The organism is Nocardia thraciensis, from assembly GCF_054782435.1.
In genome coordinates this window covers 175,359-190,393 of record NZ_BAAGSM010000043.1, presented here as the reverse complement: position 1 = coordinate 190,393, position 15,035 = coordinate 175,359, and the positions used below count along the sequence as shown (strand labels likewise).

Below are 15,035 nucleotides of genomic sequence, written 5' to 3'. Positions count from 1 at the left end.
GGGAAGGCGTGGCCACGAGCTACTCGGCCACGCTGGAACCGGCCGCGGGCGCGCGCCCGCGGACCGCGGCGCAACCCGGTCGCTCGATCGACGTCGCGGTGGTCCAGTTCTCCCCGTACACCGACAAGGACGCCAATCTGGCGCAGCTGCGGGCCGAGGTGCGCGCGGCGGCGGAGCACGGCGCGCGGGTGGTGGTCGCGCCCGAGTATTCGATGTTCGCGGTGACCCGGCTGGACCGGCGGGTGCTCGCGGCGGCGGAACCGATCACCGGGCCGTGGGTGGACGGGCTCCGCGGGCTCGCCGCCGAATTCGGCGTCCACCTGGTGGCGGGCGTGGTCGAGGCCCCGGGCGGCGCAGAGCGCGACCACGTCTACAACACACTGGTCGCCGCGGCGCCCGACGCCGAATTCGTCGCCGTCTATCGCAAGGTGCACCTGTACGACGCGTTCGGGTTCCGCGAGTCGGACATCGTGGCGCCCGGCGCGGTCGCCGACCCCGCGACCTTCACCGTGGACGGTGTGACGTTCGGCCTGCAGACCTGCTTCGACCTGCGATTCCCGGAGGGCTGCCGACGCGTCGCCGCCGCCGGGGCGCAGGTGCTCGTCCTTCCGGCGCAATGGATTCCGGGCCCGGCGAAGGTGGACCAGTGGACGACGCTGCTGCGCGCCCGGGCCATCGAGAACACCGTCTACGTGGCGGCCGCCGATCAGGCCGCGCCGCGCGGGGCGGGCGCCTCCATGATCGTCGACCCCACGGGCACGGTGCTGGCCGAACTGGGCGAGGGCACCGGAATCGCCACCGCCCGAGTCGATCTCGGCCATCTCGAACAGGTGCGCGCGACCAATCCGAGCCTGGCGCTGCGCCGGTTCACCGTCGAACCTCGGTAGCCGCGGGCGAAGAACGGCCCGCGCGGGCACGGTTTGTTTTCGGTTCGACCACGAGCACGGCGATCGGAACTAGACTCGACAGACCATGATCTATCCCGATCGGGCCACCGCCGGTCGCGCGCTGGGTGAGTCGCTACGGCACCTGCGAGCGTCGGACCCGCTGGTGCTCGGGCTGCCCCGGGGCGGGGTGCCGGTCGCCGCGGCGCTGCGCGAGACGATCGGCGGGGACCTCGACATTCTGCTGGTGCGCAAGCTCGGCGTGCCGTGGCAGCCGGAGCTGGCGATGGGCGCGATCGGCGAGGGCGGGCTGCGGGTGCTGAACGAGGATGTGATGCGGCACAGCGGGGTATCCCCCGAGCAGTTGGCCGAGACCGAGGACCTCGAGCGCGCGGAATTGGAACGGCGCCAACGGATCCTGCGCGCGCACGCACCCCCGATCTCGCCGCGGAACCGCACCGTGGTGATCGCCGACGACGGAATGGCAACCGGCGCAACTGTCGCGGTGGCCTGCCGGATCCTGCGGCTGCACGATCCGCGATGGATCACGGTGGCCGTGCCGGTCTCGTCGGCCGAGGCACTGCATCGCATCGAGAAGCTGGCCGACGAGACCGTCTGCCCGCTGGTGCCGCGGGTGCTCGGCGGGGTCGGCGGCGCCTACGAGGACTTCCACCAACTCAGCGACGACGAGGTGCTGGAGCTGATCAGCGCCGCCACCCGGGACGGCTGACCCGGTCCTCGGCCCGCCCTCACCAGTCGGCGGTCTCGGTGACCAGTCGCTCGGCCGCGGCGATCAGCGGCCGCAACTGGGCGGTGAAGGCCTCGGCATTCACCGGGACGATGTCGACCTCGCCACGCGTGCGCACCGTGTAGCGCCCGTCGCCGGTCAGATCGATCCAGCAGAGCACGCCGAGCGGGCGCATGGCCCCGTCTGCGCGCCGCGCCGAGACCACCATCTGGCCGAGGCCGTCGCGCGGCTGCTTCAGCATCCGCCGCATCCGGGCGGATTCCGTCGGCCCGGCGACCGGCACCGTCACCAGGTCGCGGCTGTCCTCGCGCACGCGGTCCACCGGTGCGGTGCGGCGCGGCCCGGCGCCCGGCACGTTCTCCGGAAGCACCGAAACCACCCGCGCCGCCAGGGTTTTCGGAGTACCGACGAACAGCCGGACCTCCGCTCCCCGATCCGGTTCGGCACCGGCCCGCTGGGCCGCGACCACCGTGACGTGCCCGGCGGCGGCCCCGAGTACCCGCACCGGCTGCGCCTTGCCGCCCGGGCCGTGCTCGCCGAACACCTCTACCTGGATCGCGGGCCGCGCCAGCACCCGCAGGGCCGCCTCCAGGTCGGGATCCAGGGTGCGGTCACACCAGTCGCGCAGCCCGGGCAGTTGCGCGGCGCGTTCGGCGCTGTCGCGGGCCGAGAGCCGGACGGCGAGCGGATACGGGATACGGTCGCCGTCGGTGCGCTCCCAGGCCAGCGCGAACTGGTCCGGGGTGAGCGTCCATCTCACCGGCGGCGGCCCGACTCGATCGTCGTGATCTCGTTCATCCCGCGGTCAGTAGTCCTCGGCCCATTCACCCAGCACCGGCGGCGTGGTGGGGTCGAGCTGCCCGACCAGGTCCGTGCCGGGTTCGGCGGGCTCCAGGTAGGTCGGCTCGTCGAAGTCGGAGTAGAACTCGTCGTCCTCGTCGTCTTCGTCGTCGTCCTGGGAACGCTTGGGCGGCAGGGGAATACCGGCCCCGGAGCGGACGGCGTCCCCGGCGGCGAATGCACCGCCCGCCAGCCCTCCCACGACACCGGCGCCCATACCGCTCACGGTATCCGTGGCGGGGTCGCGCCGCCGCTCGTGCTCCTCGCGCTTGCGCTGGTCATCGGAGCCCTGGGACGTGGTGGCGGTCGCGGACGGGCGAGTCGGCACCGGACCGGACACGGCGCCCGCCGACGCCGCGACGACCGAATCCGATTGCGGGACAGCGGCACTCACCGCCGCCGCGGCATTCGCGACCGCGGGGCGATCGAGTTCCGGTGCGACTGTTCCGGTTCCGGCGGGCACGGTGGCCGCCGCCGGGGCGGTCGCCTCGGGTGCGCCGGGCACCGCCTCGGACGCCACCGCATCACCCACGGCCTGCTCGGGCCGTACCGCCTGCGGCTCGGCGGCCTCCTGCGGCCGCACCGGCTCCACGACCGGGCCGGGCGCCGTCGCCGCCCGCAGCCCCGCGGCGGAGTCGGTCGCGTTCGGGCCGCCGCCGTCGCCGCCGGGCACCGGGGCCGGGGCCGCGGCCGTCGGAAACATGCCGCCGTCGTAGAAGGCGGGGACGCCGTTGCCGGTGGGGACGAACGCCCCCGCGTACACCGTCTCCATCACCCGCACCACATCCTGGCGCAGCCCCTCGGCCTGCTTCTGGACCGACACATTGAGCGTGGCGCGCTTGGGATCCAGCAGCGCCGCCTGCAGATCCGGCCCCGCGGACGCCGGCTTCGACACCGCCGCGCGCAGCGTCTCGGCCGCGTCGTTGGCCTGCCCGAGCCGCCGGGCGACGTCCGACATCACATCGGCCACATGCTGGCCCAATTCCTCGAATGCCTGCATCGCGGCGACGGCCTGCCGCGCGGCGCCACCGCGCCAGCCGTCGGCGACGGCGCCGCGGATCTCGGCGTGGGCCTGCTGGACCGCGTCCCCCAGACCGGTGGCCGCACCCTGCCAGGCCTGCCGCCCGGCGGTGAGCACCTCCGGATTCAGCTGCAGCACACCGCGATAGATCTCGTCGTAGCGCATCTGGTCGAAGACCTCGACCGTCGGCGCATAATCGGGGTCGGGCGCGCCGGTCCCGGGTGCGTTCCCGGTCATCCTATGCATGGCCGACCCCCACCGTCGCCGTCCCGACCCGGCCGATCGCCGCGGAGACATCCGAATCGTGCTGATCGTAGGCCGCGGCGGCCGCGCGCAGGGTGTGCGCCAGCTGCCGCGCGGCGTCGGCGTACTCCTGCAGGCGCCGCAGGCCCTGCGCCGCCTTGTCCTCGAAGCCGCGCCGCAGCGCCGCGCCGGATTCGAAACCACCGAAGCCGGGTAGCGCCGCGGCGGCGCGTAGCGTCCGGATCTGCTGCTCCACTTGATCGGCGAGCTGTTCGTAGCGACGCGCGCAACGCTCGTGGACCCCGTCGGCGACGAGCACGCCGTCGATCCACAGCCGGCCGTCGTCGACCGCTTGGGTCAGCACGGCGACGTCACCGCGCAGGTCCCCGGATTCTTGTGACTGCACCGGTCCCCCTTTCTCGTGGTCACAGCGCGGGCGCGCGGCCCGCGACGACGCCCTGGATCCACTCCACGATGTCGGCGGTGACCTGTGTCCGCACCGGTTCGTGCAGCAAATCGTGCCCCGCATCGGCATATTCGCGCAAGCGCAACCCTACCGACCGCGGCCGTCCCGTCCAGTCCCGAACGGCATCGATAGGGGCTCGGCGGTCGTCTTCGCCGTGCAGCACCAGCACCGGCAGCCCGGCGGGCAGTTCCGGCGCCGGGGTGATCGCCCGGCGCGGGGTGCCGATGAGGACCAGCCCCGCACAATCGGGCCGCGCGGCCAGCGCGGTGGCCGCGCCGAGGGAGTGCCCGGCGACGATCAGGGCGGCGCCGGGACAATCGGCGCGCACCAGTTCGACGAAGGTCCGGGCGTCGGCGGCGAGGTCGGGCAGGGTGCCGGGGGCCCGCGGATCGCCCTCGCTGAGGCCCTGACCAGGAACGTCCAGCGCCCAGGTCTCGATGCCCGCCACACCGAGTCCACCGGCGAACAAATGGTAGTGCCCGCTGTGCTGCCCGGAGCCCGGCAGCAGCGCGACCACCGCCGCCGGGCGGTCCGCTCGCCACCGCCGAAAATGCAACCGTCCCCGCACACCGTCGAAAAACGGCATCCCGCAGTCCTTTCCGCGCCTCGTCGTGGAAGATCATCATGATCGTGCGCGCCGCCGCGCGAAAATCCGGACCACCACCTGCGACGACACGCCCCCCTCGCGCCACGCCGAACTACCTCGACTGATTACGCTGGGTCGCGACCCGGCACGCAAGGATGCGGCGGCCGGTGCGGGTGTCCGAGGCGCAGGAGGGCCGCGATTGATTCTGGTCGGTGATCGTGTCGTGTGCAGCACCGGCGACCTGGTGGCGGCAGCACGCTGTGAGTTCGCGGTGCTGCGCGCACTCGACGCCGAACGGGGACTGGTGGCGCCGGTGGGTACCGGCGCGGGCGCCGTGCTGACCGAGCACGGCGAGATCGACTTGCCCGGACCCGATTTCGTCCGCATCGATCCCGCCGACTCCGGCACGACCGCCGACCTGGCTCGCGCCGACCGGGACACGGTGTCGGCACTGCGGCGCGGCGCGGAGGTGATCGCCGGCGCCACCTTCTTCGACGGCGCCTTCGCCGCCTCCTGCGCGGCGCTGGTCCGCACGGCAGTCGCCGAACGATCTCCGATCCGGGAATCCGCGGCGGGCCACGGCGCCTCGGAGCTGCCGAGCGAGTGGTCCGACAGCGCCGCGATCGATCACCGCGGCCAGGGCCAGGTCGTCGACGGCGACGCGCTGAGTTGCTCGTTCGCGGATGGGGCCGGAGGCGTGGGCGGTGCGCCCGGTGACGATGCGCGGACGCATACGGCGGCCCCGGACGCCACCGCCGATAACGCCGCCGGTGACATGCCCGCGGCCCTCGCCGCCCCGGCGGCCGAGCACACGGGCGCCGATACCGCAGGCATCGGCGCCGCGGTGAGCGGTTCGCACGCCTCGGCCGAACCCGCCTACATCGTGTACGGATCCGCGCGCGCCGAGGCGCCCACGGCGTTGTTCATCGAACTCGCGGCGTGCGCGGAAGCGGTGCGGCGCAGCGGCTTCCGGGTAGACCCCATGCTGCGGGTGCGACATTCGGACGGCTCGGAGTCGACCCATCCGCTGGCGGAGGCCATTCGGGTGTACGCCGCGCGGCGACGCCGGTTGGCGGCGATCATCGAGGCCAAACAGGACGAACTACTGCCCGTGCAATGGGGCGATCGGCGATATCTGGCGTGCGGCCGCTGCGCCGCCTGCACCGCCGAACTGGTGGCGGGGCGCGATCTGCTGCTGGTCGCCGGTATGCGGCCCGCCGTGCGGGCGCAGCTGCGCGACGCGGGCATCACGACGGTGGAGCGGCTGGTGCGGGCCGATGCCGCGGTGACCCGGGTCGCGACCCAGACATTCTCCGCGCTGCGGCGCCAGGCCGAGGCGCAGGTCCGGCACGAGCGCACCGGCGAGCCGGTGCACGCGCTCGTCGATCCCGCGGCCCTGGCGGCCCTGCCCACCCCTTCGCCGGGCGATGTCTTCCTCACCGTCGCGGGGACCCCGGCCGCCGTCGTCGGCGTCGGGGTGCTGCCCACGCGTCCACCGCAGGACGACGCCGACCCCGGCGACCTCCGCAACTCCGGCGACCCCGCCATCCTGTTCCATGCCTTCGGCCTGCACGACGATCCGGCCGCCCTGCTCGAATTCCTGGCCGAGCGGCAGGAGAACCATCCCGACCTGCGCATCTACCATTACCGCTCGCCCGCCCGCCCGCTGCTGGCCGAGCTGTGCGCGCGCTGCGGCGCCGACGAGGTGGTCGCCGACGACCTGCTCGGCGCGCTGGTGGACCTGTATCCGATCGTGCGGGCGGCACTGGTCGTCGGCGAGCGGTCGTACGAACTGGGCGACCTGGCGGGCCTGCTCGGCACGCGGACCGCGGTCGGCGATCTGGAATCGGAGTGCGCGCAGATTCCGCGGCTGCGGGACCGCCTGCGCGATTTGGCCGCCGACAACGACATCCGCGCGTGCCCCGCACCGCGCGACACCCCGGCCGAATCGCCCGCCGCGGTCGAGGACGCCCTGCGCGAATTCGCCTTCGACGATCGGGGTGCGCACACCGAACCGGCTCCCGCCGAGGCCGCGGCGGGCGCCCCGGAGGCGACGACCGGCGACGCCGCGGAGCCCGCCGCGGCGGACCGGGACGGAATCCGCACTCCCGCACAGCGGTCCGCGGCGCTGATGGCCGCCGCCCTGGGCTACCGCCGCCGCGAGCGCCAGCCGCTGCACTGGGCGCACACCGACCGCCTGCACCGGCCGGTCGCCGAATGGGCCGATACGCCAGGGGTTCTCGTCGCCGACTGGGGCACCGTGGACACCAAGTGGCACAGCACCGGCCACGGGCCGATGCGGCGCTATCTGAAGCTCACGGGACGGCTTGGCACCGGCAGCGCGCCGCCGCCGGGGACGCCCGTACTCACCCTCTACGACCGCCCGGTCCCCGGTATGCGGGCCGTGCCCGGCCGCCGCGCCATCGCCCGCGCCACGGTCCTGGGCTGCGCGCTGGACGACAATTTCGACGACCTCGTCCGCGTCGAGGAACTGTTACCGGACGGGTGCGCGCTCTACGACGACCTGCCGGTCGCGATCGTCCCCGGAACGCCCGGACGCGACGAGAACATCGAGGCCGCACTGGAATCCGCCGCACACGACCTGCTGGTGAGCCTGCCTGAGGTGCCCGCGACCGCCGCGTTCGACCTGCTGTGCCGCCGCGCGCCGCGGCTGCGGTCGGCGGACGCGCTGCCGGAGGCGTTCGGCGATCACGCCGCCGCGATCACCGCCGCCGTCCTCGATCTCGACGATTCGTACGTCGCCGTGCAGGGCCCGTCCGGCACCGGCAAGACCGATACCGCGGCGCGCGTGATCGAGCGGCTGGTCACCCGCTACCGGTGGCGGGTCGGCGTCGTCGCGCAGTCGCACTGGGCGGTCGAGGAGGTGCTCGACGCGCTGGTGCGGGTCGGTGTGCTCCCGGAACTGGTGGCGAAATCCGATGCCCACGCGGTCGCGCCGGAGTGGCTGTCCATCGATCCCGCGCGCTTTCCCCGCTTTCTGGACACTGCCGTCAACGGCTGCGTGATCGGCGGGCTGCCCAACGACCTCGCCGACGCCGAGCGGGTGCCGCCTGGCGGCCTCGACCTACTGATGGTCGCCGACGCCGGGCACTTCCCGCTGGCCGACGCGGTCGCCGTGGCGGGCAGCGCACGCAACCTGCTGCTGCTCGGCGACCCCGCCCCGCTGCCGGGGCACGGCACCCATCCGGAACCGGTGCACGAATCGGTGCTCGGCCGGTTGGTCGGCGACAACCCCACGCTGCCCACGGAGTTCGGATACTTCCTGGACCGCACCTGGCGGATGCATCCGCGGCTGTGCGAACCGGTATCGCGGCTGCGCTACGGCAACCGGCTGCGATCCACCGAAACCGTCACGCTCGCACGCGATCTGGAGGGAGTGCCGCCGGGCGTGCGGTCGGTGCCGGTCGACCACCACGGCAACGGCACCGAATCCGCCGAGGAGGCCCGCGAGATCGTGCGCCGGGTGCGGTCGCTGCTGGGCCTGCCGTGGCGGCAGGGCGCGGTGACGCGGCGGTTGCATCCGCACGACATCCTGGTGGTCACGCCCTATCACGCCCAGGCCGCACGCATCCGAACCCTGCTGTCCCGCGCCCGGATCGAGGATGTGCTGGTCGGGACGGCCGAGCGCTTCGCGGGCCGGGAGGCCGCGGTGGTCCTGGTCTCGCTGACCACCTCGTCCCCGGCCGAGGCGCCGCACGGCATCGACACGCTGCTGTCGCGGCACTGGCTCACCACGGTCGTCTCCCGGGCGATGTGGACCGCCCTGGTCGTGCACTCCCCCCTGCTCACCGAGTATCTGCCCGAGACGCCGGAACAGCTGGCCGATCTCGCGGCCTTCCTGGAGCTGGTGTCGCCGTAGCCGAATGCGCGGCGCCGCGACGACTATCCGAAGTTCCGGCCCTCGCCGCGGTAGGTCGGGACGGTGCTGCGGGTACCGTCGGCGTCGACGATGTGGATGCTGTCGAAGCGCTCGCACAGCTCACCCGCCTTGGCGTGCCGGAACCACACCCGGTCCCCGATCTCCAGCCCGTCGGCGCCCGTGAGCGGGGTCTGCACCTCACCCGCCCCCTCGGTACCGATGAGCCGTAAACCGGTGGGCCACACCGGTTTCGGCACCCTCGACTTGCCCGCGGGGCCGGAGGCGATGTAGCCGCCGCCGAATACGGTGGCCATGCCGGGCGCCGGATGCCGCAGCACCGGCAGCGCGAAGAACAGCGCCGGTCTCGGCGCGAAGCTGCGATAGTCGTCGAACAGCGTCGGCACGTACAGCCCGGAGCCCGCGGTCACCTCGGTGACACCCGGGCTAGCGGCGCTCACCTCGATGGAGCCGCTGCCGCCGCTGTTGACGATCTCGAGTTCCCCCGTCACCGACCGCACCGCGTCGAGCACCTGCCCACGCCGCTTGCCGATCTCCGCCGCCGACGCCCACTTCACCAGCCGCACAGCGGGATTGGTGTCGGGCAGACCGGCGATCTGGGCCTCGTAGGTCATCAGGCCGACCACCCGGAACCCGCGCTCGGTCGCCCGGCGGGCCAGCCGCGCCGCCTGCTCCGGGGTGCGGATCGGGGATCGGCGCACCCCCAGATGCAGGGGTCCGATCCGCAGCGAGGCGTCCACGTCCAGGCACACCCGCGGCGATACGCGCTCGGTGCCGACGGCGGTCTTGATGAGGTCGAGCTGTGCCGGATCGTCCACCATGAGCGTGATGGCTTCCCGCAGCGTCTCGTCCGCGCCGAGCTCGGCCAGTGCCGCCCGGTCCACGCTCGGATAGCCCAGCAGGATGTCGCGGGCGCCGTGGCGCGCCAGCCAGAGCGCCTCGCGCAGCGAATAGGACATGATCCCGGCGAATCCCCCGGCCGCCGTCAACTCGGAGCCGAGCACCTCCTCGAGCACGGCGCGGCAGCGCACCGATTTGGCGGCCACTCGAATCGGGAGGCCGCGGGCGCGCCGGACCAGATCGGCGGCATTCGCGCGCAGGGCGGCCAGGTCGAGGGCGGCCAGCGGCGGGTCCAGGTCCGCGGTGCTCGCGCGCAGGGCGGCGATCGGCGACAGATCTGTCACACAGACCACTCAACCACGTAACTGGTCATGCGTCCAGCTTTTGCTCCGGCGGGATGGGCGGCTACAGATCCACCGCCTTGGTGGACAGGCTCGAGACCAGATCGTCGAGCACCACCAGGGTGGTCTCGTCGTCGCAGTCGGCGAGCCAGCGCAGCACCGTCCCCTGCATCACCGCCACCGCATAGGCCGCGATCGCCTCGACCGGCTCCAGCCATTCGCTGCGGGACCGCTCCGCGCACAACCGCAGAAACGCCCCGACCTCGGCATCCAGGTCCCGGAACAGCGCGGCCACGGCGGGATCGGTGACCGGGTCGGTGCGGTCGGCCCACTGCCTTCGCAGCGCCTCGATCGTCGACTCGTAGGTGCGGATCTGCTTGTGGGGCGCGGCCTTGATGGCGGGCCACAACGCGCTCACCCCGGCGTGCAGCAGGACCCGCAGCGCGCGCGTGCCGGTGCAGTCGATGACGGCGGCCGCCTTCTCGACGGCCTCCTCCACGGGCCGCCGCGGGCGTACCTCGATCATTTCTCCACTAGCACTCAACGACGACTCCCTCGGGCGAAAGAACGCGCGCACCTCGCCTGCGCGGCTCGCTCAACGGGTTGCAGATCCTCACTGATCGCACCGGCACCAACCCCGGTCGACCCGTTCAACAACCATCAATGTTAGAGGGTTTTCGGGGATCGCGACCAGGTTCGATGGGTGTTTCCGGACTGAAAGAATGTTTTGTTACCCCTCCGGGACAGGTCCGAAATCGAACGGAGACCGGCGACCCCGCGGGCATAACCCGTAACCGACAAGACTCTACGCGTTCACGTCGGCGGGCGCCGCCCGGCTGTGGCCGATCACACAGGCCCCCGTGTTCGCCGGTTCGATCGAAGAACGACACCGTGGCGATACCACCGCGCCGATAGCCTGGATTTGTGACCATCGCGCGCCCCGACCAGTTCCTGATCTCCGGCACCTTCAACTATCGCGACGTAGGGGGTGTGCGCACCGAACTCGGCCCGCGCGTACGCACCGGCGCACTGCTGCGGTCGGCGCAGCTGTGCCGACTCGACGCCGAGGGCCACGCGACGATGCGCGATCTCGGGGTCGTCGCCGTCCACGACCTGCGCGGCCCGGAGGAGATCCGGCACTTGGGCGCCGACGTCCTGCCGCACGGCGTGCGGTTGGAGCTCACCCCGTTCGACTCGAAGATCGGCGAGCAGCCACCGCACGAGGTGGTGCACGACGAGCCGTGGCAGGAAATGCTGCACGTGTATCGGTCCTTCCCGGCCATGCCGGAGGCCGGGATCGCCATCACAGCGATCGCGCGGTCTCTGGTCGACGGCGACGGCGCGGTCCTCGTGCACTGCGCCGCGGGCAAGGACCGCACCGGCTGGGCGATCGCGACCCTGCTGCGCGCGGTGGGGGTCGCCGAGACCGATCTGCTCGACGACTATCTGCTCAGCAACGAGGCCATCGATGCGCTGCGCGCCGACGTGGCACACAATTCCGAGGGCCGGGTGAGCCTCCCGCTCGACGTCCTGGGCGTCGCCCCGGACTACCTCGCCGCGGGCACCGACGCCATGCATCAGCTCTACGGCGGCCTCGAGGGCTACCTCACCGCCATCGGCTTCACCGACGACCTGCGCGCCGCCCTGCGCGACCGCCTCCTCGAGTAACCGGGCTCAGTCGGCGCGGTGCACGAGGCCGTCTTCGTCGATGTCGACCTGGTTGCCGGTGTGGAACCAGGAACCGGTGAAGCGGGACTCGGTGGTCTCCGGATCGTTCCAGTAGCGCGGCGTGACATTGGGCCCGCGGCAGAGCAATTCGCCGTGGCCCGCGGCGGCCTGCGGGCCCCACAGCGCCAATTCGGTACCGCCGAACGGGAATCCGAGCAGATCGCACCGGGGAGCCTCGCCACCGTCGGGCAGGGCCAGGCCGATGCCGCTGGTTTCGGTGGCGCCCCAGACCGACCACTGCCGGGCCAGCGGGAACACCTCGCGCAACGCGGCGGCGACGACCTCCGAGGTGCCGGGATCGGTCGCCGCCAGTTCGGCGCGGTGCCCGGCGCTGCAGACCTGCCGCACGCCCTCGGCCCGCAGCCCGGCCAGTTCGGGCAGCAGACCGGCGAAGATGCGGGGCGTCGCCGCGACCGTATCGACGCGCTCGGACACGATGGCCTCCGCGATCAGCGTCGGATCCGGGGCCAGCACCACGGTGCCGCCGACGGCGAAGGTCGGCAGCAGCTGGTCCACGCATCCGCTGGCGTGCGCCAGCGGCAGCAGCACCAGGTTGCGCAGCCCGTCGGTGGGCAGGTCGAGAGCGCCCACCATCGAGCGAACCGCCGACAGCAGGTTCTCGTTGGTCAGCTCCACGCCCTTGGGCGGGCCCGAATCCTCCTGCCCCACGGCGCCGCTCGTGTAGCACAGCAGCGCCAGTTCGCTCAGCGAGGCGCCGTCGTCGATGAACGCCGCGCCGTCGGGGAAGTCCGCGCAGCCGGGCCCGCCGAGCACGAAATCCGTGCTGCTGTCCGAAAGGAGCTGGGCCGCGATGTCGTCGGGCAGCCCGTCCTGCACCAGCACCGGCACCGCCCCGGACAGCAGCGCGCCGAGGAACGCCTGGATCCAGCGCGCGCCGACCGGCATCCGCACCGCAACCCGGTCGCCGTAGCCGATGCCGTGCTCCTGCAACCCGCCCGCGATCCGCGAGGCCGAATGCCACAGCTGCCGGTAGGTCAGGCGCGGGCCGCCGATCTCCACCACCGCCTCCCGGCCGGAGAAGGCGTGCACCTGCACGTCGAGTAGCTCGGTGAGGGCGGGGTTGAGATTGCCGTAGCGCAGCACTCCGTCCGCGCCACGTGCAAGAGGGTTGTCGCACCACGGGTTTCGCGATTGCGGATATTCGACCAGGAGCTGCGCCATAGATCCCTCCGAGCGCCTCGATTCGGCAGGCACCTGTGACTATATGACGCATATCACAAACTCGGGCGGATAGCGGGCAAACGTGTCCGCACCGTCATACCGGTCACTGGCCGGTATAGGTGGCCTTACCCGGTCCGACCTCCAGGAAGCTGCGCACCGCGCCGCGCAGATCCGCGGTGCCGAACAGCTCGCCCGACACCTCCGGGGTCACCGAATCCGCATGCGCCACACCGCCGGAGCGCCACGCCCCCACGATCTGCTTGGTGGCCGCGTGCGCGCGGGTGGGGCCGTCGGCCAGCTTGGCCGCCAGCGCGCGGGCGGTGGCGTCGACGTCCTCGTGCACGGCGTTGACCACACCCCACTCGGCCAGCTCGCCCGCGCCGTACATGTCGCCGGTCATCACCAGTTCGCGGGCGCGGCCGGATCCGGCGCGCTCGGCCAGCCGCTGCGGGCCGCCCATCGAGGGCGTCAGCCCGACCACCGTCTCGACCAGGCCGAACTTGGCCTTCGGCCCGGCCAGCACGATGTCGCAGGCCAGCGCGACCTCGAAGGCGGCGGTCAGGGTCAGGCCGTGCGCGGCGAACACCACGGGGCACGGCAGCGCCTCCAGCGGATGGATGATCCGCGAGAACAGGCTGCGCCACAGCTCGGCGCCCTGCTCCGGCGACAGTCCGTCGAAGACGTGCACGTCCACGCCGCCGGACACCATCTTGCCCTCGGCGCGCAGCAGCACCGCGCGCGGCGGATCCGCGCTCAGCTCGGCGATATCGGCGGCCAGCGACTCCATCAGCGCCTGGTCGAAGAGGTTCAGCGGCGGGTTGTCGATGGTGAGGACGGCCAGCCGCGCCCCGTTGTCGGTCTCGACGCCTTCCAGGCGGGTGGGTTTCGAATCGCTCATCCGCCGAATCTATCCATGTACCACCGGCACCCGAAACACCCCGCCCCGACCTGGCAATTCCGACACGCTTTCGGCCGGAATCCACGACCCGGGCAGTGGATCCCGGCCAAAAGCATGCCGGGAAATCGGTGGGGCACTGCGCCGGGATACTGGGGCGCTGCACCGCGACAGCGGAACACTGCACCACGACAGCGGAACACTGCACCGCAACAGCGCAACGCTGCACCGCAACAGCGGGGTGCTGCGCCGGGAGGGTGGGGGCGGGTTGGTGGTGTCTGCGAGACTGGGGTGGTGAGCACCTCGTCGTCCGACAGCGCCACCTATATCGAGCCCGGCGAATTCAAGCGGGACACGAACTACATCACCACCCGCATCACCGCCGACGGGCGGGAGGGGTATCCGGTGGAGGCGGGCCGGTATCGCCTGGTCGCCGCGCGCGCCTGCCCGTGGGCCAACCGGACGCTCATCGTGCGGCGGCTGCTGGGGCTCGAGGAGGTGCTGTCGCTGGGGCTGTGCGGGCCCACGCACGACAAGCGCAGCTGGACATTCGATCTCGATCCGCGCGGCGAGGATCCGGTCCTGGGCATCCATTTCCTGCGCGACGCCTATTTCGCGCGGTTCCCGGACTACCCGCGCGGGATCACGGTCCCCGCGGTGGTGGACGTGCCGACCGGCCAGGTCGTCACCAACGACTACGCGCAGATCACCCTCGATTTCTCCACCGAGTGGACGCGGTTCCACCGGCCCGGGGCGCCGCTGTTGTATCCGGAGCCGCTGCGCGCGGAGATCGACGAGATCGACCGGCGGGTGTACACCGAGGTGAACAACGGCGTCTACCGCTGCGGTTTCGCGGGCGCCCAGGATGCCTACGAGGCCGCCTACGATCGGCTGTTCACCGCGCTGGACTGGCTGTCCGAGCGCCTGGCGCGGCAGCGCTACCTGGTGGGCGACACCATCACCGAGGCCGACATCCACCTGTTCACCACCCTGGTCCGCTTCGACGCGGTCTATCACGGCCACTTCAAGTGCAACCGCAACAAATTGTCAGAGCTGCCGGTGCTGTGGGCCTACGCCCGGGATCTGTTCCAGACGCCGGGCTTCGGCGACACCGTCGACTTCACCCAGATCAAGCAGCACTACTACCTCGTGCACGCCGACATCAATCCCTCCGGCATCGTGCCCAAGGGCCCGGACCTGGCGAACTGGCTCACCCCGCACGGCCGGGAGAAGCTGGGCGGCAGGCCCTTCGGCGACGGCGCCCCTCCCCCGCCGCCCCCGACCGCCGAGCGCGTCCCCGCCGACCACAGCGCCTGATCGCCTGCCGCACCCCGTGCGCGTTCCCGCACGCCGTGCGGCAGAC

13 protein-coding genes are annotated in these 15,035 nt (G+C 72.3%); 5 read left to right on the top strand and 8 right to left on the bottom strand.

Annotation, left to right across the window (positions count from 1 at the left end; translation table 11 throughout):
• Positions 1–32 precede the first annotated feature (32 nt).
• Positions 33–887, top strand: a complete 855-nt coding sequence (locus ACYVLQ_RS28225) for a carbon-nitrogen hydrolase family protein (RefSeq protein WP_460700719.1) — start codon at positions 33–35, stop codon at positions 885–887.
• A gap of 85 nt (positions 888–972) precedes the next feature.
• Positions 973–1,614: a phosphoribosyltransferase gene (locus ACYVLQ_RS28220; protein ID WP_460700555.1), complete on the top strand. Its 642-nt coding sequence runs from the start codon at positions 973–975 to the stop codon at positions 1,612–1,614.
• A 19-nt stretch (positions 1,615–1,633) separates the two neighbouring features.
• Here ACYVLQ_RS28220 and ACYVLQ_RS28215 read toward each other — a convergent pair whose 3' ends face one another.
• From ACYVLQ_RS28215 to ACYVLQ_RS28200, 4 genes are read right to left on the bottom strand one after another with little or no spacing between them, the layout of a single operon-like run.
• The gene (locus ACYVLQ_RS28215; RefSeq protein ID WP_460700554.1) at positions 1,634–2,392 is read right to left on the bottom strand and encodes an ESX secretion-associated protein EspG; all 759 of its coding nucleotides are present in this window, start codon (positions 2,390–2,392) and stop codon (positions 1,634–1,636) included.
• 45 nt (positions 2,393–2,437) lie between these two features.
• On the bottom strand, positions 2,438–3,730 hold the full coding sequence (locus ACYVLQ_RS28210; protein ID WP_460700553.1) for a WXG100 family type VII secretion target: 1,293 nt from the start codon (positions 3,728–3,730) through the stop codon (positions 2,438–2,440).
• Between the two features lies 1 nt (position 3,731).
• Positions 3,732–4,142, bottom strand: coding sequence for a hypothetical protein (locus tag ACYVLQ_RS28205; RefSeq protein WP_460700552.1), 411 nt, complete (start codon positions 4,140–4,142; stop codon positions 3,732–3,734).
• A gap of 19 nt (positions 4,143–4,161) precedes the next feature.
• Positions 4,162–4,788 (bottom strand): alpha/beta hydrolase, encoded by a 627-nt coding sequence (locus ACYVLQ_RS28200; RefSeq protein WP_460700551.1) that lies wholly within the window; start codon positions 4,786–4,788, stop codon positions 4,162–4,164.
• 199 nt (positions 4,789–4,987) lie between these two features.
• Between ACYVLQ_RS28200 and ACYVLQ_RS28195 the strand changes: the two genes are divergently transcribed.
• Positions 4,988–8,668 carry a bifunctional RecB family nuclease/DEAD/DEAH box helicase gene (locus ACYVLQ_RS28195; RefSeq protein ID WP_460700550.1) on the top strand — a complete coding sequence of 1,227 codons (3,681 nt, stop codon included), beginning with the start codon at positions 4,988–4,990 and terminating at the stop codon, positions 8,666–8,668.
• A 23-nt stretch (positions 8,669–8,691) separates the two neighbouring features.
• On the opposite strand, the gene ACYVLQ_RS28190 is transcribed toward ACYVLQ_RS28195, so the two are convergent.
• Entirely contained in the window at positions 8,692–9,861 is a 1,170-nt protein-coding gene (locus ACYVLQ_RS28190) for an amino acid deaminase/aldolase (protein ID WP_460700718.1), read from the bottom strand.
• 70 nt (positions 9,862–9,931) lie between these two features.
• Positions 9,932–10,393, bottom strand: a complete 462-nt coding sequence (locus tag ACYVLQ_RS28185; protein WP_460700549.1) for a TetR family transcriptional regulator — start codon at positions 10,391–10,393, stop codon at positions 9,932–9,934.
• Between the two features lie 398 nt (positions 10,394–10,791).
• Here ACYVLQ_RS28185 and ACYVLQ_RS28180 point away from each other — a divergent pair, with 398 nt between their 5' ends.
• Positions 10,792–11,535 (top strand): tyrosine-protein phosphatase, encoded by a 744-nt coding sequence (locus ACYVLQ_RS28180; protein ID WP_460700548.1) that lies wholly within the window; start codon positions 10,792–10,794, stop codon positions 11,533–11,535.
• Positions 11,536–11,541: 6 nt separating this feature from the next.
• On the opposite strand, the gene ACYVLQ_RS28175 is transcribed toward ACYVLQ_RS28180, so the two are convergent.
• A complete protein-coding gene (locus ACYVLQ_RS28175; RefSeq protein WP_460700547.1) occupies positions 11,542–12,777 on the bottom strand; it encodes a class I adenylate-forming enzyme family protein in 1,236 nt (411 codons plus the stop codon).
• A 103-nt stretch (positions 12,778–12,880) separates the two neighbouring features.
• Complete coding sequence (locus tag ACYVLQ_RS28170) at positions 12,881–13,675, bottom strand: enoyl-CoA hydratase/isomerase family protein (RefSeq protein ID WP_460700546.1); 795 nt, start codon at positions 13,673–13,675, stop codon at positions 12,881–12,883.
• A 291-nt stretch (positions 13,676–13,966) separates the two neighbouring features.
• Between ACYVLQ_RS28170 and ACYVLQ_RS28165 the strand changes: the two genes are divergently transcribed.
• Positions 13,967–14,989: a glutathione S-transferase family protein gene (locus tag ACYVLQ_RS28165; RefSeq protein ID WP_460700545.1), complete on the top strand. Its 1,023-nt coding sequence runs from the start codon at positions 13,967–13,969 to the stop codon at positions 14,987–14,989.
• The last annotated feature ends 46 nt before the right edge of the window (positions 14,990–15,035 follow it).